The sequence below is a fragment of the Aeromonas sp. R7-2 genome (genome assembly GCF_040908105.1).
Taxonomy (GTDB): Bacteria; Pseudomonadota; Gammaproteobacteria; order Enterobacterales; family Aeromonadaceae; genus Aeromonas; species Aeromonas caviae.
Window position 1 is genome coordinate 40,179 of record NZ_JBFODC010000023.1, and the last position, 16,182, is coordinate 56,360.

Here is a 16,182-nt window from a genome sequence, read left to right on the forward strand (position 1 = left end):
AACGTCCGGGGTGGCCCATGCTAGAGATCGGCATGATGGACCTGGGGCTGCTCATGGGGGAGGGGGAGCTGGCGGGGGAGATGGCGCTGCTGCTTGCCTCCACCCCCAAGATCTCCGAGTTCCTCAAGCGCTCGCCCCTGCAGGGGAAGCTGCTCAGAAAGCGCATCCAGACCTGGAGCGAACAGCTTGGGGAGGAGATGCGCCACAAGCCGGTGCCGGTGGTCCTCGAGCGGGAATACCTGCTCTATCAGGCCCACCGGCAACTGCCCCTGCCGGAGCTGGTGGGGCGCCTGCCCGCCCTGCTGGAAGCCCTTGAGCAGCACAGCCCCTTCGCGGGGGATGCCCGCAGCCTGGTGCGCCAGATAGTGGCCCAGCCCACCGAGGGGCTGCGCCAGCTCTTCATCGAGAAGTGGCGCGCCAGCCTGGTGGGCAGCCTGTTGCAGTTGCAGCAGCAGATAGCGGAGGCGGAGCGGGAGAAGCAGCGCCAGGAGATAGAGGATCAACTGCTGGCCAACCGGACCCTGGCCGATGTTCTGGATCCGCACCAGATCTCCGCCGGGGGGCTCTGGGATCTGGCCCAGGGGAGCTGGCACAAGCGCAGCCTGGCGCTGGTGAAGCAGTACGCCCGCATGTTGCAGCAGGAGCCTCTGCTCGCGGAGATCGCCGCCCTGCTTGGGCGCAGCGAGCGGGAGCGGCGCAGCGAGGACAGGACGCTGCCTCCGGTGCCTGTGCACGAGCTGGAGGAGGTGCAAAGTGACGATGTGCCCGACGATCTGGTGGGGGTGCACCCGGCCAGCGATCTGATGCGCCTCCTGCCGAGCGAGGCGGTGATGCTGGCGCTGCCGGAGCTGGAACTGGAGTTCTATCGCCGTTATCTGGAGCGACGCCTGCTGAGCTACCAGTCGCGGGGCACCCTGCCGCGCCAGCGTCTGATGCTGCGCTCCCCCGAGCAGGGAGGGCAGGAGGTGCAGCCGCGTGGCCCTTTCATCGTCTGCGTCGATACGTCAGGTTCCATGGGGGGCTATCCGGAGGAGTGTGCCAAGGCGCTGTTTCTCGCCCTGCTCAAGGGGGCGATGGAGGAGAAGCGGGGCTGCTATCTGATGCTCTTCTCCACCGAGGTGGCGACCCTGGAGATCACCGCCGACACCGGGCTTGAGAAGGCGGAGCGCTTTCTCTCCATGAGTTTTCACGGGGGGACCGATCTGGTGCCCTGCCTGGAGCAGGCCCTGACCCAGCTCGAACAACCCGCCTTTGCCAAGGCCGACGTGCTGGTGATCTCCGACTTCATCGCCCAGAACCTGCCCCACCCCCTGCTCGAGCGGATGAACCGGCGACGGGCGCAGCAGACACGCTTCCATGCGGTCGCCATGTCCCGTCACGCCAAGGCGGCCATTTTGCGGGTGTTCGACAACAGCTGGCTGCTCGATTGCGGCCTGCGTGGACGCCTGCTGCGGCGCTGGCAGCGCCATTGAGGGCACTCAGGCTCAGAGCGTGGGCCTGTGGTAGAGGCCCCGTTCGTTGACCTGCTCCTGATCCAGCAGCGGCTGACCGCTTGGCTGGGCAATATAAAAACCCCGCTTGCCGCTGCGCTTGACCCTGTACATGGCCTGATCCGCCCGGGCCAGTGCCGCGCCGAAATCGTCCTGGGGCCGGATGGCCGCAATTCCCATGCTCAGTCCCACCGAGGCGTCCCCGTTGGGCAGCTCGAAGGGGGTGGCGATGGCATCGATGCACTGGCGGGCGAGGTGGCTGGTGCGGGGATCGTCGCACGCCCAGGGCAGCAGCAGCACGAACTCGTCCCCGCCGATGCGCCCCAGCCGTACCTCCTCGCCGCAGCAGTGGCGAAGGCGCTGGGCAAGGGAGACCAGCAGTTCGTCACCTGCCCGGTGGCCCAGGTTGTCGTTCACCAGCTTGAAGTCATCGAGATCGATGAAGCAGATGGCCTGGTACTCCCCGGGAAAGTGGCGGTGCAGCGCGGTGCGGTTGAACAGGCCGGTGAGGGGATCCCGGTGGGCAAGCTGGGCGAGCTGCTGCTCGTACTCCTTCTCGTGGGTGATGTCGATGTGGGTGCCCATCACCCGGACGGGGTTGCCCTGATCATCCCGCTCCACCACCCGGCCCCGGTCCAGCACCCAGGTGGTCTTGCCATCCTTGGCGATCATGCGGTGCATCGCCTGATAAAATGGGCTCTTGCCCTCCAGATGATCGAAGAAGGCCTGCAGCACCTGCTCCCTGTCCTCCGGGTGCAGGTGGGCGCGCCAGACGTCGAAGTGGGCCGACAGCTCCTTGGGCTGGTAACCGAGCATGGAGCCCCAGCGCCGGTTGAAGATGATGAGTTTGCCGGTGGGCACATGGTTCTGCCAGATGCACAGGCCGGTGCCGTCCATGGCGGCGTCCAGCTTCTCCCGCGCGTCATCCGCGATGCGTTTGAGACGCTCGTTCTCCAGCAACAACCTGTCGTAAGCCTCCCTCAGCTCCTCGTAGGTCATTCCTCATCCCTTCCCCTGTTCGAAAGCATATATAGTCGATGCACTCTCTCCTTCTGTAAAGAAGGGGATAGGGGAGGCTCTCGTCCGATATGAGGCGTTTTCCCACCCTCTGACGGCTGTGCGCCCAGAGTCTGTGGGGATATGATGACAGCGGTGAGCGCGGCGTCCGGCCAGTGAAGAGGAGAAAATGTCCGCATGAAGATCCTGATGGGAGGTGGTCTGTTGCTGGGGGTTGCCCTGGCCCAGGCGACGCCACTGGCTGGGTACGAGTTGCAACTGGCGTTGCAGCGACTGGAAGAGTCGACGATGCCGGTGCAGGTATTTCGCGAGCGCGTCGCCGCCCTGACTGCCGAACAGGCACACTATCCGCCCGAGGTGCAGGGCCGCCTTGCCCGGCTGCAGTGCTGGGCCCAGCCGAGTGAACGAGACGAGGAGTTTCGCCGCGCGGTGGCGTTTGCCGAGCAGGGGCTGGCGCAGGCCCGTGCCCGCAAGGACAGGGTCACCGAGGTGGGGTTGCTCGCCTGCCGCGGGTATCACCGGCAACTGCTCGGCAACATGGCCGGGGCGGGGGAGGATTACGACGCCGCCCTGACCCTGGCTCGCCGACTCGGGGATGAGCGTCAGCGTGCCGACATCCTGAGCCTGCGGGGGGAGATGTACTCCTACCAGGGGGAGCTGGCGGAGGGGCTGATGGATCTCATCGATGCCCACCAGCGATACGAGGCGCTCGGGCTGGAGGCCAAGGGGCGCGAGGTGCTCGCCAATATTGCCAATGCCTATCGCAGGATGGGGCTCTATGAGCGGGCCGAGAGCTATTTCAAGGAGCTGGAGCACGACTACCGGCAGCTCGGGGTCGAGGAGTACCTGGTGGACATTCACAGCCAGCAGGGGCTCCTCTACATCGACACCGAAGAGTACGACAAGGCGCTGCCCCTGATGGCCGAAGCGGAGCGTTACTATCTGGGATCAAACCAGGAAGGGGTCCTGGCCTGGAGCCGGATAGAGCTGGCCACCATCCTGCAGAAACAGGGCAAGCCGGACCAGGCCATGACCAAGCTCGATCAGGCGGCAGCCTCCCTTCATCAGGGGGAGGGGGCGGACAGCGTCACCCTGGGCCACTGGCACCTCGTCATGGCCGAGGTCCTCGAGGCCCTGAACCGACCCGGCGAGGCGCTGCGGCACCTGGACGAGGCCGAGCCCATCTTTACCCGGGAGCAGAACCTGCGTTTCCTCGCCCGGGTGCATGAGACACGGGCCCGGGTGCTGGAGCGTCAGGGGCATATCCAGTCGGCCCTCACCAGCCTCAAGACCTATGTCGAGACCCGCCAGGCCCTCGAGCTCAGATTGCGGGAACAGCGCTCCTTGCAGATGCGTTTCGAGTTCGATCTCGCCCGCAAGGAGCTGGAAAACCAGACCCTCAGGTCCCAGCAGCAGTTGCAGGCGGAGAAACTCAAGCAGTTGCAGGAGCGGCGCTACTGGCAATACCTGGTGGTGGCCCTGCTGCTGGTGGTGATGGGCACCCTGGTGGTGCACCAGCGCGGGCGCACCCGCAAGATGCAGCGCCTCGCCATGACGGACGAACTGACCGGCATCCACAACCGGCGCCAGATCCAGGCCAAGGGGCGCAAATGGTTCACCCAGGCCCGGGAGGAGGGCAAACCCCTGTGCGTGCTGCTGCTGGATGTGGATCACTTCAAGAAGGTGAACGACCAGCTGGGCCACCACGTGGGGGACAGGGTGCTCACCGCCGTGGCCCAGTGCATCGAGGAGCAGTTGCGCAGCCTCGACAGGGTGGGGCGCAACGGCGGCGAGGAGTTTCTGGTGCTGCTGCCGGATACCCTCCTGGGCGAGGCCGTCGAGGTGGCGGAGCGGATCCGCCTCGCCGTCGCCTGCCTCGAGATTGAGGGGGTGCCTGCGGATCACCCCATCCACATCAGCATCGGCTGCGCCCAGTACAAACCCGAGGATGACAACCTGGGCGAGCTGGTACGCCGGGCCGACGAGGCCATGTACCAGGCCAAGCTGGCGGGGCGCAACCGGGTGATGACGGCCCGGTGAGGTCGACCCCGGGCCCCCGTGATAGCGGGCTGGGTATTTTTCACTCGCGCGGGTATAATGCCGCGCAATTTTGCTTTGACCCGGGGCCAGACCCATGTAATGCAACGCGCTTCTCCTGTCTCCACCGGCGGTCACTGACCCGCCCGCGTGGTGTCGTTGTCTGCATGGGCGCCCTGATTCCAAGGTGCTGTCCCGCATTTTTCCCACGGTGGCTCCAGGCCGCCGCTCAATAGAAGAACGTCGAATTATGTCAGCTGAATTTCTGAGTGAAGTCTCCAAGAGACGCACTTTTGCGATCATCTCGCACCCGGATGCGGGTAAAACCACCATCACCGAAAAGGTCCTGCTGTTCGGACAGGCCATTCAGCGCGCCGGTACCGTCAAGGGCCGTGGCTCGGGCCAGCACGCCAAATCCGACTGGATGGAGATGGAGAAGCAGCGCGGTATCTCCATCACCACTTCCGTGATGCAGTTCCCCTACGCCGACTGCCTGGTCAACCTGCTCGACACCCCGGGTCACGAGGACTTCTCCGAAGATACCTATCGTACCCTCACGGCGGTCGACTGCTGCCTGATGGTCATCGACGCCGCCAAGGGTGTTGAAGACCGGACCCGCAAGCTGATGGAAGTGACCCGTCTGCGTGACACCCCCATCCTCACCTTCATGAACAAGCTGGACCGCGAAGTGCGCGATCCGATGGAGGTCATGGACGAGGTGGAGCGCGAGCTCAACATCATGTGCGCCCCCATCACCTGGCCCATCGGCTGTGGCAAATCCTTCAAGGGGGTCTACCACCTCTACAAGGACGAGACCTACCTGTATCAGAGCGGTCAGGGCCACACCATCCAGGAGAAGCGGGTGGTCAAGGGGTTGAACAACCCCGAGCTGGATGCCGCCATCGGCGACGATCTGGCTGCCCAGCTGCGTGGCGAGCTGGAGCTGGTGCAGGGCGCCTCTCCCGAGTTCGATCACGATGCCTTCATCGCCGGCGAGATGACCCCGGTCTTCTTCGGGACCGCCCTCGGCAACTTCGGCGTTGACCACATGCTGGACGGTCTGACCGACTGGGCGCCAGCCCCCATGCCGCGCAAGGCCGAGAGCCGCGAAGTGGTGGCCACCGAGGAGAAGTTCTCCGGTTTCGTGTTCAAGATCCAGGCGAACATGGACCCGAAACACCGTGACCGTATCGCCTTTATGCGCATCGTGTCAGGCACTTACTCCAAGGGCATGAAGATGCGCCACGTGCGTATCGGCAAGGACGTGAACATCTCCGACGCCGTCACCTTCATGGCCGGTGACCGTGAACAGGCGGTCGAGGCCTGTGCCGGCGACATCATCGGTCTGCACAACCACGGCACCATCCAGATCGGCGACACCTTCACCCAGGGTGAAGATCTCAAGTTCACCGGCATCCCGAACTTCGCGCCTGAACTGTTCCGCCGCATCCGCCTGCGTGACCCCCTCAAGCAGAAGCAACTGCTCAAGGGGTTGGTGCAGCTCTCCGAAGAGGGGGCGGTGCAGGTGTTCCGTCCGCTCATCAGCAACGATCTCATCGTCGGTGCGGTCGGTGTGCTGCAGTTCGACGTGGTGGTCTCGCGCCTCAAGAGCGAGTACAACGTCGAGGCCATCTACGAGGCGGTCAACGTCGCCACCGCCCGCTGGGTGGAAGGGACCGACGTCAAGAAGTTCGAGGAGTTCAAGCGCAAGAACGAGGTCAACCTGGCCCTCGATGGCGGTGACAACCTCACCTACATCGCGCCGACCATGGTCAACCTGCGCCTGGCCCAGGAGCGTCACCCGGACGTTCACTTCCGCCAGACCCGCGAACACTGATCACCCCGCCCGCACCCAGCGGGTGGCTGATGACCAGAGAGACCCCGCTTCGGCGGGGTTTTTTGTTATGGGGCGTTTCATTGGAAGGGGCGTAGATCCCCATTCGGGGCTTGATGTCTGAATAAAAATCCAGGATAAGTGATTTTAATTTCGCTCATGGAGAGAGACATGTCCGTCACCCAACCCGTAGAGGCGCAGTTTGCCGCCTACAATGCCCACGATCTCGACGCCTTCGTGGCCTGCTTTGCCCCGGATTTCAAAGGCTATCGCATGCCGACTGAGACGCCGAGCACAGTCGGCAAGGGGGCGCTGCGGGCCTTCTATGCACAGCACAGATTCAACAACCCGCTGCTCAAGGCCGAGCTGCTGTCACGCACCGTCTTGGGCAACAAGGTGTTCGATCACGAGCTGATCCACGGCCTCTCCCCCGAGCCCATCGAGAGCGTGGCGGTGTTCGAGGTGAAGGAGGGTCTTATCCAGACCGCCTGGTTCTATTTCCCCTCTTAAACCCGACACTGTATTTGCCATACGGCCCCATCCTATTGCACCGCTGTGCAGGGAAGGGTGACAAGGAGATGCCATGCAGATATTCCAGGCCACGTTGGCCCACATTGAAGAAACCAGCCGTCTGTTTGATGCCTATCGGCAGTTTTATGGGCAAGCGCCTGACAGTGATGAGGCAACCCGATTCATTGGGGAACGCCTTCAGGGGGCGGATTCAGTTATCTTTCTGGCACACAACGAGGCGGGAGAGTGTGCAGGCTTTGTCCAGTTGTATCCGGCATTCTCTTCCGTCGCGATGAAGAGGATGTGGTACCTCAATGATCTTTATGTCGTCGAGTCAGCTCGCCAGCAGGGGGTGGCAAGAGCGCTGCTGAAACGGGTGGCCAGCTTTGCCAGGGAGACAGATGCCCTGACCGTCAAACTGGCGACGGCTGTCTCCAATCAACCTGCAAAATTACTTTATGAATCAGAAGGGTATCAAAAGGTAATCGCCTTTGATCACTATACCCAGCGGGTTGGAGCCTGACAGGCGTTATGTGTCACTGTCCATGAGATGGATGGCAATCGCTCTTCTGGGGAGGCGCGGTGTCAGCCTGGGGTCGTGATACGGGGTAAACGGGCTCGCGGGGTATCGACAGATTGCCTGCCCGGCCCCCTTCTACCCTTGCGGGAGAAGGGGGGGGGAGGGGGTAATTGGCGTTTCTCGCTAGAAAGTACGCAGCAATCTGGCGGGGTTGCCGGCATAGGTGCCAGGTACAGTGATGTTCCGGGTCACCACTGCGCCGGCACCGATGACGGCTCCCTGGCATATCCGTACCGGCAAAATGGTGGCGTTTGAACCGATGGATACCCCATCCCCGATGTGGGTTCGGCCCCAACTGGCGGGATCCGGGTCGGGGGCGCCGCTTTGAAAGAGGTCATTGGCAAACATGACGCCGTGACCGATAAAACAGCGCTCACCTATGGTCACATGCTCACAGATAAAGCTGTGGGACTGGATGCGGGTTGCGCGACCTATGGAGACGTTCGACTGTATCTCCACGAAGGGGCCGACAAAGACATCGTCAGCCAGGGTACAGCCGTAAAGATTGACAGGCTCAACCAGCCTCACCCTTTCACCGAAGCTGACATCTCGTATGCCGACAGAGAGTCGGGTTGGTTCACTCATCTCCCCTCCTTCCCGTCGAGCGCCAGTACCATGCAGATCTCGCAGGCGTCGTGGCCCGTGCAGCCAAGGGGCCCCGGCAGGTGTTCGAAGCCCAGGGATTCATAGAGGGCGGTGGCTTCCCGCAGCACGGCGGTGGTCTCCAGATAGCAGCGCTGGTAACCCAGGGCGCGAGCCTCGGCCAGCGCCTGCAACACCAGCCGCCGTCCCAGCCCCAGCCCCCGCAGGGCGGGCAGGAAGTACATCTTCTGCAGCTCGCACACATCCGCTGCCCCCGCCAGCGGCGCTATGCCGCCCCCGCCAAGAATGGCACTGTCCGGCCCTTCAATCACCCAGTAGCGGCTGCGCTCCCCCTGATAGGTCTCGTGGAGAAAATCGAGGTTGGGATCCGCCACCCCGTACCCCTTGTCGGCGGTGAGGCCGTATTCGGCGGAGACGGCGCGCACCACGGCGGCGATCCGGGGATTGTCGGCCGGGGTGATGGGGCGGATGACGAACCCCTGCTGGCGGCGGGCGCGGGAGAGGGCGCTGCGATAGAGCCGCATGCCCTCCCAGATCTGCTCGCACTCGGCGGGGGAGAGCTGGGCCAGGGCCCCCGCCATGGTCTCGTCCATCTGCCGGTGCAGCTCCTCAAGCTGTGCCTTGCCCGGCTCGGTGAGGCTCGCCTCCTTGCTGCGTCCGTCCGAGGGGTGGGGTTGCCAGGCGATAAGCTCCCGCTCGGCGAGGCGGGCCAGAGGGCGGCTGGCGTTGGACTTGTCGATGCGAAGGCGCTCGGCAAGCTGCTGGTTGGTGGCGGGACCGTTCTCCAGCTCGATGAGCAGGTGGGCCTCCAGGGGGCTCAGGGCCAGCGAGCCGCACTGCTGGGAGAGCATGCCGAGTTCGCGTACCAGTTCCCTCGACAGGGCGCGCAGGGGGCGGGGATCCATGGGGTTGTCTCCTTGTGATGGTATTTGGTTGTTATACGCAACCAATACCATCCTTTGGTTGTTGATGACAACTATTTGCGTGAAAAAGGGCGAAAGGCAGGCAGAAAAAAGGGCCCGGGAGAGGGCCCAAACATTGGAAACCCGCGCGGGGGCGCGGATCCCATCCTTGGTCAGGCAAGGCGCCGGCGAGGGTTAGACCAGTTCCGCCAGCATGGTGTCGGCATAGGGCACCAGGGCGTCGCCCTGTTTCACCTTGGCGAGGTAGTCCGGGTTGGCGATGAGGGGGCGACCGATGGCGACGAGGTCGAAGCGGTCCGCCTCGATGGCCTCGAGCGCGGTCTCGGCGCTGTAGTTGCCGACCCCCACCAGGTGGCCGTCGTAGCGGGCACGCAGGTAGTCGGAGGCGCGGCCGTCCAGGTAGTCGAAGGTGAGGCTGTCATCGAAGATACCCAGGTGCAGATAGGCCAGAGTGCGCTGGTTCAGCTCGGCCAGCAGGTGGTCGAACACGGCGCGATCCCGGGCATCCCCTTCCAGGTGCACATAGGCGCCGGGGGAGAGACGAAGGCCGGTGCGATCCCCGCCGATGCGGGCGGCGATGGCATCCACCACCTCCAGCGCGAAGCGGCTCATGTTCTCGGGGCTGCCGCCGTAGTTGTCGGTGCGCAGGTTGCTGGCGTGGTGCAGGAACTGATCGATGAGGTAGCCGTTGGCACCGTGGATCTCCACCCCGTCAAAGCCCGCCTCGATGGCGTTGGCGGCGGCCTGGGCGTAATCCTCGACCAGCTGGGCGATTTCGCTCCCGGTCAGGGCGCGCGGCACCTGATAGACCAGCTCGCGCATGCGCGGCACCGTGCCCTCATGGGCGACGGCGGAGGGGGCCAGCACTTCGGCGTGGTGGAAGAAGGGGTGGGAGAGACGGCCCACGTGCCACAGCTGGGCGAAGATCTTGCCGCCGTTGGCATGCACGGCGCTGGTCACTTTCTTCCAGCCGGCGATCTGTTCGGCGCTGTAGAGCCCCGGGGTATTGGGGTAGCCCTGCCCGTCCGGACGGATGATGGTGGCTTCGGAGATGATGAGGCCGATGTCGGCGCGGCGGCCGTAGTAGGCGGCCATCTGTTCGGTGGGCACCAGACCCGGGCCCGCCATGCAGCGGGTGAGGGGGGCCATCATGAAACGGTTCGCGAGGGTGAGGGTGTCGTTGAGGCGATAGGGCTGAAACAGGGTATTCATGATCGTCTGTCCTGAGGGAGTGATTCTTGAACGGGCATTCAAGACGTTTTTTGGTTTGTGTGCAAGTATTTTTTGAGCAAGCATTCAACATGGATTGACGGGGGAGGCTGGGGTAAACTTGCCGCCCTGTTTTTTCCGTCCCGCGGGACCTTGCCACCGGAGACCCCATGCGCAGCGCCGAATACGATCGGGATGCCGTCTTGCGAAACGCCATGGAAGCCTTTCGCGCCAAAGGCTATGCCAAGACCACCATGCAGGAGCTGGTGGCCGCAACCGGCCTGCACCCGGGCAGCCTCTATGCCGCCTTTGGCAACAAGCGCGGCCTGCTGCTGGCGGCGGTCGATCACTATGTGGCAGAGAAGGGGGCCCTGCGCCGCCGCTGCCTGGCACAGCCCAGCCCGCTGGCGGGGCTGCACGCCTACCTCGAGCAGGTGGTGGACGATGCCCTGCAGGGCTCCTGCCTGCTGACCCGCACCCTGATGGAGCTGGCGGAGCAGGATGAGGAGCTGCACCTTCGCTTCAAGGCCATCTACGGCGAGCTGGAACAAGATCTGGCCGGGCAGCTGGCCCTGGCAAAGGCGAAGGGAGAGCTGGCAAAAGAGGGGGACATCCCCACCCTGACCGCCTTCTTGCAGGTCCATATCCAGGGACTGGTCACCTTCGCCCAGTGCCACCCCGACCGCCCTCTGCTGGCCGGTGTCGTCGCCCGGATGATGAGCGCCCTGCGGGCGTGATGGCGAGGATGGAAACAACAAAGGCTCCCGCGGGAGCCTTTGTTGTTGCTGGGAACTCCCCTCGCAGCAGGGATTTTGCCCCCTTCTCCCCTTGCGGGAGCCATGGTTGTTTCTGGGGGAGGTCGCACGCCGCTTGGTTGTTTGTTCCCTTCTCCCCTTGCGGGAGCCATGGCTGTTTCTGGGGGAAGCCACACGCCGCTGGGTTGTTTGCTCCCTTCTCCCACTTATTTACAAAAGAATGGGAGAAGGGCTGGGGATGAGGTGGAGGGCTCGTGCTCAGCGCAAAGAGAGCAAAAGAAGTTTCAGTACGGCCTCCATCCGACTCAATACATCGTTATTCCACACCCGGATCACCCGAAAGCCCTGCTGATTGAGGTAGGCCGTTCTTGCGCCATCATGTTGCCGTCCGGCCGGTTCGTTGTGCTGTGACCCGTCTACCTCGATGATCAACCTCTGCTCAAGAGAGATGAAATCGACAATGTAGGGCCCGATGGGCATCTGGCGACGGAATTTCACCCCGGCCAGACGGCGGTCGCGCAATTGCAGCCACAGCTTCTGTTCGGCAAGGGTGGCTTCTCGCCTCATGCGCTTGGCAAACGGATGGGTTCTCTTGGTGCCTATCCAGAGCTGTTTGACCCTATTAGATATAGCCATTCCCCGGTCTGGTGACTGAGTGGGTGGCGTCCCCTCACCCTGGCCCTCTCCCCAGAGGGAGAGGGGACAGATCGAGTGACAGTTGTCATCTTGTTGGTCATCTCGGGGCCATCGTGGTGTGGTGTGACATTGAACTGATGAATCGACAGGTCGATGTGCTGGTGGGATGTATTCCGCCCTAGCAGACAGGTTGTTTGCGATGCTGCCAGTGGCGCAGATCCGCTCCCTTCTCCCCTTGCGGGAGAAGGGTTGGGGATGAGGGGGGGAGTCACACGCCGTCGGGTTTTTCAGGAGTCACCAGCTCTTTCATCAGATGCTTGAGCCACACCTGGGCCGGCTGCTGCGCATGGTGCTTTGGTATGCCAGCCGCTGCCGCTTAGCCCGGATTCACCAGATCCTTCATCAACGCCTTCAACCAGGTCAACGCCGGTTGCTGGGCGTGGACCGGGTGCCAGACGCAGTTGAGGTGATAGTCCGGCACGTCGTCGGGCAGGGGCAGGCTTTTCAGCGGCCAGTGGCTGGCGAGCAGCTCGGCCACCATGCTGGGCAGTACCAAGAGGTGATCGCTCTGGCTCACGATGGCGGCGGCGGACATATAGCTCTGGCTGTTGACCGAGATGGTGCGGCTATGGCCCAGGCTCTGCAAATAGCGGTCGAGGCTCGCCTCCGAGGTGCCGAGCGGCGAGTGGAACACATGGGGCATCTCGATTAGCTGGTCGAGGGTGATGCGCTCCTCCTCCAGCTCCAGGGTGGCACGCACCAGCCCGGCCAGGGGTTCGGTGAGCCAGGTCTCCTTGCCCAGATACCCCGGCACCTGCATGTACTCGTCAAACCCCAGCACGAGATCTATCTCGCCGCTCGCCAGCTCGGCTTCGGGCAGGGTATCGCGCAGGATGCGGATCTCGATGGTGACGCCGGGGGCCAGCTTCCTGAGGCGCTGGATAAGGGGCGGGATCAGCACGCACTCCACGTAATCCGTGGTGCAGAGTACGAAGCGGCGCTTCGACTGGCGCGGCGCGAACTCGTCCTCCTCCCAGAGCTGCTGCTCCAGCAGCCGCAGCGCCTGCTGCACCCCCAGATGCAGGCGCTGGGCCCGGGGAGTCGGCAACATCCCCTGGGGCGTGCGCACCAGCAGCGGGTCGCCGAGAAAGGCCCGCAACCGGCCGAGGGAGTGGCTCATGGCGGGCTGGCTGATAAAGAGCGATTCGGCGGCGCGGGTCACGCTCCCTTGCGTCATCAGGGCGTCAAAGGCGAGCAGCAGATTGAGGTCGAGCTGGTGCAGTTTCATGGGGGGATTATTCGCCGTGTTTATGGGACAATTAATCCTATTCATTTGATGGATGGGCGCGCAACTTCTTACACTGCGACCCACTCTTATTTTTTTCAGGGTTCCCAGGCAAATCGGGGGCCTCAATCCATGCAAGGAGCCTTGCGATGAGCATCAAGACCATGAACACCACGCCGGCCGCCGACGGCTTCACCATGCCCGCCGAGTGGGCTCACCAGCAGGCCGTCTGGATGATCTGGCCGTTCCGCCCGGACAACTGGCGGGAAGCCGGTCGCTTCGCCCAGGCCACCTTCGCCAAGGTGGCGGATGCCATCGGTGGCGCGACGCCGGTCTTTATGGGGGTGCCGGCCCAGTTTATGGAGCAGGCCCGTGGCATCATGCCCGCCCACGTTACCCTGGTTGAGATGGCCAGCGATGACTGCTGGGCCCGCGACACTGGCCCCACCATCGTCACCAACGCCGCAGGCGAGTGCCGTGGGGTGGATTGGGGCTTCAACGCCTGGGGCGGTCACAAGGGGGGTCTCTACTACCCGTGGAACCAGGATGAAGAGGTCGCTGCCCGGATGCTGGAACAGCACGGCATGGGTCGTTACGACGCGCCGCTCATTCTGGAAGGGGGCTCCATCCATGTGGATGGCGAAGGCACCTGCCTGACCACCGCCGAGTGCCTGCTCAACGAAAACCGCAACCCGCACCTGACCAAAGAGCAGATCGAAGCTCACCTGCGCGACTATCTGGGTGTCACCAGTTTTATCTGGCTGGACGAAGGGGTCTACATGGACGAGACCGACGGCCACATCGACAACATGTGCTGCTTCGTGCGCCCGGGTGAAGTGGCCCTGCACTGGACCGATGATGAGACAGATCCCCAGTACGCCCGCTCCCTGGCCGCCCTCCAGGTGCTGGAAGCGGCGGTCGACGCCAAGGGTCGCAAGCTGAAAGTGTGGAAGCTGCCCCAGCCGGGCCCGCTCTACTGCACAGAGGAAGAGTCTGCCGGCGTCGAGAGCGGCAGCGGTGTGCCGCGCGAGGCAGAAGGCCGTCTGGCCGGTTCCTACGTGAACTTCCTTATCACCAACGATCGCATCGTCTACCCGCTGCTGGATGCCGCCACCGACGGCGAAGCCCAGCGCATTCTGGAAGAGATCTTCCCGGAGCATAAGGTCGTCGGCGTACCGGCCCGCGAGATCCTGCTGGGCGGTGGCAATATCCACTGCATTACTCAGCAGATCCCTTCCGGCAAATAAGAACCGGATGACGATCCTGCTGCGAAGCCGTGATCAAGGCTCATGTGCAGCTCGCTTATGTGGAACAAACGGCTCATGTATTCACATACACTCCGGTTCCTGCGCTGCTCTTCACTGAGCTTCCGGCCTCTCGCGACGGGTCGTAAACCGGTTCTAGTTAGTATTCAAAACCCCACGCCGTGGGGTTTTATCTCTTGATGACGTGATGGTCGCAGGCGCCGATGCGGCGATCATCATGACAAACAGTCACCCTTTTACAGGAGATCCCCATGATCGAAGTGACCGAGGTTTCCATTGCCGAGCTGCGCGATGCGCTCGAATCAGGCCGCACCACAGCGGTCGAACTGGTCGAGGCCTATCAGGCCCGGATCGCCGCCTATGATGGCCCCGAGACACAAACCCGCCTCAACGCCGTCGTGGTGCCCAACCCCGATGCCCTGAAAGAGGCGCAAGCGTCCGATGCCCGCCGCGCCCGTGGCGAGACCCTGGGGCCGCTCGACGGCATCCCCTACACCGCCAAAGACAGCTATCTGGTCAAGGGGCTGACCGCCGCCTCCGGTAGCCCGGCCTTCAAGGATCTGGTGGCCCAGCGCGATGCCTTTACCGTTGAGCGCCTGCGCGCCGCCGGTGCCATCTGCCTTGGCAAGACCAATATGCCGCCCATGGCCAATGGTGGCATGCAGCGCGGCGTCTATGGCCGCGCCGAGAGCCCCTACAACGCCGACTACCTGACCGCGCCCTTTGCCTCCGGCTCCTCCAACGGGGCCGGCACTGCCACCGCCGCCAGCTTCTCCGCCTTCGGTCTCGCCGAAGAGACCTGGTCGAGCGGCCGGGGTCCTGCGTCCAACAACGGCCTGTGTGCCTACACCCCGTCCCGCGGCGTGATTTCGGTGCGCGGCAACTGGCCCCTGACCCCGACCATGGACGTGGTGGTGCCTTATGCCCGCACCATGGCGGATCTGCTGGAAGTGCTGGATGTAGTCGTCGCCGACGATGCCGAGACTCGTGGTGATCTCTGGCGCATGCAGCCCTGGGTGCAACTGCCCAAGGCCTCCGAAGTGCGTCCGGCATCCTACCTTGAGCTGGCTGCCAAGCCCGATGCCCTCAAGGGCAAGCGCCTCGGCGTGCCGCGCATGTTTATCAACAAGGATGAACTGGCGGGCACCAGCGAGCACCCCGGCATCGGCGGCCCGACCGGTCAGCGCATCCATACCCGCGAGGCCGTGATTGCCCTCTGGGAAGAGGCGCGCAAGGCGCTGGAAGCCGCGGGTGCCGAAGTCATCGAAGTGGACTTCCCGCTGGTCTCCAACTGCGAAGGGGACAGACCCGGCGCACCTACCGTGTTCAATCGCGGTATCGTGAGCCCGGAGTTTCTCAACGACGAGCTGTGGGAGCTCTCCGGCTGGGCGTTCGACGACTTCCTGCGCGCCAACGGCGATCCCAAACTCAACAAGCTTGCCGATGTCGATGGGCCGAAGATCTTCCCCCACGATCCGGGCACCTTGCCGAACCGCGAAGGGGATCTGGCGGCGGGCATGGACGAGTACGTCAAGATGGCCAAGCGCGGTCTCAAACGCTTTGACGAGATTGCCTCTGTGCCGGACGGCCTGCGTGGTCTGGAGCAGACCCGCAAGCTGGATCTCGAGGACTGGATGGACGGGCTCAAGCTCGACGCCGTGCTGTTCCCGACCGTCGCCGACGTGGGCCCGGCTGATGCGGACGTGAATCCGGCCTCCGCCGATATCGCCTGGAGCAACGGCATCTGGGTCGCCAACGGCAACCTCGCCATTCGCCATCTCGGCGTGCCGACCGTCACCGTCCCCATGGGGGTGATGGCCGATATCGGTATGCCGGTGGGGCTGACCTTCGCCGGTCGCGCCTATGACGACAACAACCTACTACGCGTCGCCTCGGCCTTCGAGTCCACCGGCAGCAAGCGTATGGTGCCGCCACGGACGCCGCCGTTGGGGTGATTGTGGTTGTGAGTTAAATATCTCGGGTTCATTCAGAGATAATAAAAAAACCACCCGTTATGCGGGTGGTTTTGATAGAGGTT

Annotated in this window: 14 protein-coding genes; 8 read left to right on the forward strand and 6 right to left on the reverse strand. The window is 63.6% G+C overall.

The window, feature by feature from the left end; translation table 11 throughout:
- Positions 1-17: 17 nt before the first annotated feature.
- Positions 18-1,472, forward strand: a complete 1,455-nt coding sequence (viaA, locus tag AB5Y47_RS09355; RefSeq protein WP_368220178.1) for an ATPase RavA stimulator ViaA — start codon at positions 18-20, stop codon at positions 1,470-1,472.
- A 12-nt stretch (positions 1,473-1,484) separates the two neighbouring features.
- Here the strand turns inward: viaA and AB5Y47_RS09360 are convergent, their stop codons facing one another.
- Positions 1,485-2,489, reverse strand: a complete 1,005-nt coding sequence (locus AB5Y47_RS09360) for a sensor domain-containing diguanylate cyclase (RefSeq protein ID WP_039039409.1) — start codon at positions 2,487-2,489, stop codon at positions 1,485-1,487.
- Between the two features lie 195 nt (positions 2,490-2,684).
- Here AB5Y47_RS09360 and AB5Y47_RS09365 point away from each other — a divergent pair, with 195 nt between their 5' ends.
- The 4 genes from AB5Y47_RS09365 to AB5Y47_RS09380 all read left to right on the forward strand — a co-directional run bounded on the left by AB5Y47_RS09365 (position 2,685) and on the right by AB5Y47_RS09380 (position 7,411).
- Entirely contained in the window at positions 2,685-4,547 is a 1,863-nt protein-coding gene (locus AB5Y47_RS09365) for a diguanylate cyclase (protein ID WP_049635921.1), read from the forward strand.
- A gap of 244 nt (positions 4,548-4,791) precedes the next feature.
- Positions 4,792-6,381: a peptide chain release factor 3 gene (gene prfC / locus AB5Y47_RS09370; protein ID WP_089503670.1), complete on the forward strand. Its 1,590-nt coding sequence runs from the start codon at positions 4,792-4,794 to the stop codon at positions 6,379-6,381.
- Between the two features lie 168 nt (positions 6,382-6,549).
- Positions 6,550-6,888 (forward strand): nuclear transport factor 2 family protein, encoded by a 339-nt coding sequence (locus AB5Y47_RS09375; RefSeq protein WP_039039412.1) that lies wholly within the window; start codon positions 6,550-6,552, stop codon positions 6,886-6,888.
- A gap of 73 nt (positions 6,889-6,961) precedes the next feature.
- Positions 6,962-7,411 (forward strand): N-acetyltransferase, encoded by a 450-nt coding sequence (locus tag AB5Y47_RS09380; RefSeq protein ID WP_124245202.1) that lies wholly within the window; start codon positions 6,962-6,964, stop codon positions 7,409-7,411.
- Positions 7,412-7,591: 180 nt separating this feature from the next.
- Here AB5Y47_RS09380 and AB5Y47_RS09385 read toward each other — a convergent pair whose 3' ends face one another.
- The 3 genes from AB5Y47_RS09385 to AB5Y47_RS09395 all read right to left on the reverse strand — a co-directional run bounded on the left by AB5Y47_RS09385 (position 7,592) and on the right by AB5Y47_RS09395 (position 10,206).
- Positions 7,592-8,053 carry an acyltransferase gene (locus AB5Y47_RS09385; protein WP_368220179.1) on the reverse strand — a complete coding sequence of 154 codons (462 nt, stop codon included), beginning with the start codon at positions 8,051-8,053 and terminating at the stop codon, positions 7,592-7,594.
- Entirely contained in the window at positions 8,050-8,976 is a 927-nt protein-coding gene (locus tag AB5Y47_RS09390; protein ID WP_368220180.1) for a GNAT family N-acetyltransferase, read from the reverse strand. The genes AB5Y47_RS09385 and AB5Y47_RS09390 overlap by 4 nt, the downstream gene beginning before the upstream one ends.
- 192 nt (positions 8,977-9,168) lie before the next feature.
- Entirely contained in the window at positions 9,169-10,206 is a 1,038-nt protein-coding gene (locus AB5Y47_RS09395) for an alkene reductase (protein WP_041214552.1), read from the reverse strand.
- A 167-nt stretch (positions 10,207-10,373) separates the two neighbouring features.
- Between AB5Y47_RS09395 and AB5Y47_RS09400 the strand changes: the two genes are divergently transcribed.
- The gene (locus tag AB5Y47_RS09400) at positions 10,374-10,940 is read left to right on the forward strand and encodes a TetR/AcrR family transcriptional regulator (protein WP_049635917.1); all 567 of its coding nucleotides are present in this window, start codon (positions 10,374-10,376) and stop codon (positions 10,938-10,940) included.
- 276 nt (positions 10,941-11,216) lie between these two features.
- Here the strand turns inward: AB5Y47_RS09400 and AB5Y47_RS09405 are convergent, their stop codons facing one another.
- Both AB5Y47_RS09405 and AB5Y47_RS09410 read right to left on the reverse strand, forming a co-directional pair.
- Positions 11,217-11,594 (reverse strand): endonuclease domain-containing protein, encoded by a 378-nt coding sequence (locus tag AB5Y47_RS09405; RefSeq protein ID WP_080988541.1) that lies wholly within the window; start codon positions 11,592-11,594, stop codon positions 11,217-11,219.
- A gap of 376 nt (positions 11,595-11,970) precedes the next feature.
- Positions 11,971-12,882, reverse strand: a complete 912-nt coding sequence (locus AB5Y47_RS09410; RefSeq protein ID WP_049635915.1) for a LysR family transcriptional regulator — start codon at positions 12,880-12,882, stop codon at positions 11,971-11,973.
- A 146-nt stretch (positions 12,883-13,028) separates the two neighbouring features.
- On the opposite strand from AB5Y47_RS09410, the gene aguA reads away from it, so the two are divergent.
- The gene (gene aguA / locus AB5Y47_RS09415) at positions 13,029-14,126 is read left to right on the forward strand and encodes an agmatine deiminase (RefSeq protein ID WP_049635914.1); all 1,098 of its coding nucleotides are present in this window, start codon (positions 13,029-13,031) and stop codon (positions 14,124-14,126) included.
- A gap of 269 nt (positions 14,127-14,395) precedes the next feature.
- Complete coding sequence (locus AB5Y47_RS09420; RefSeq protein WP_368220181.1) at positions 14,396-16,099, forward strand: amidase; 1,704 nt, start codon at positions 14,396-14,398, stop codon at positions 16,097-16,099.
- Positions 16,100-16,182: the final 83 nt, after the last annotated feature.

Bases quoted from the DNA above. Each gene is read 5' to 3' on its own strand.
- AB5Y47_RS09420 (WP_368220181.1), top strand. From the start codon at position 14,396: ATGATCGAAGTGACCGAGGTTTCCATTGCCGAGCTGCGCGATGCGCTC.
- AB5Y47_RS09395 (WP_041214552.1), bottom strand. From the start codon at position 10,206: ATGAATACCCTGTTTCAGCCCTATCGCCTCAACGACACCCTCACCCTC.
- AB5Y47_RS09375 (WP_039039412.1), top strand. From the start codon at position 6,550: ATGTCCGTCACCCAACCCGTAGAGGCGCAGTTTGCCGCCTACAATGCC.
- viaA (WP_368220178.1), top strand. From the start codon at position 18: ATGCTAGAGATCGGCATGATGGACCTGGGGCTGCTCATGGGGGAGGGG.
- AB5Y47_RS09410 (WP_049635915.1), bottom strand. From the start codon at position 12,882: ATGAAACTGCACCAGCTCGACCTCAATCTGCTGCTCGCCTTTGACGCC.
- AB5Y47_RS09400 (WP_049635917.1), top strand. From the start codon at position 10,374: ATGCGCAGCGCCGAATACGATCGGGATGCCGTCTTGCGAAACGCCATG.
- AB5Y47_RS09360 (WP_039039409.1), bottom strand. From the start codon at position 2,489: ATGACCTACGAGGAGCTGAGGGAGGCTTACGACAGGTTGTTGCTGGAG.
- AB5Y47_RS09365 (WP_049635921.1), top strand. From the start codon at position 2,685: ATGAAGATCCTGATGGGAGGTGGTCTGTTGCTGGGGGTTGCCCTGGCC.
- AB5Y47_RS09405 (WP_080988541.1), bottom strand. From the start codon at position 11,594: ATGGCTATATCTAATAGGGTCAAACAGCTCTGGATAGGCACCAAGAGA.
- aguA (WP_049635914.1), top strand. From the start codon at position 13,029: ATGAGCATCAAGACCATGAACACCACGCCGGCCGCCGACGGCTTCACC.
- AB5Y47_RS09390 (WP_368220180.1), bottom strand. From the start codon at position 8,976: ATGGATCCCCGCCCCCTGCGCGCCCTGTCGAGGGAACTGGTACGCGAA.
- AB5Y47_RS09380 (WP_124245202.1), top strand. From the start codon at position 6,962: ATGCAGATATTCCAGGCCACGTTGGCCCACATTGAAGAAACCAGCCGT.
- AB5Y47_RS09385 (WP_368220179.1), bottom strand. From the start codon at position 8,053: ATGAGTGAACCAACCCGACTCTCTGTCGGCATACGAGATGTCAGCTTC.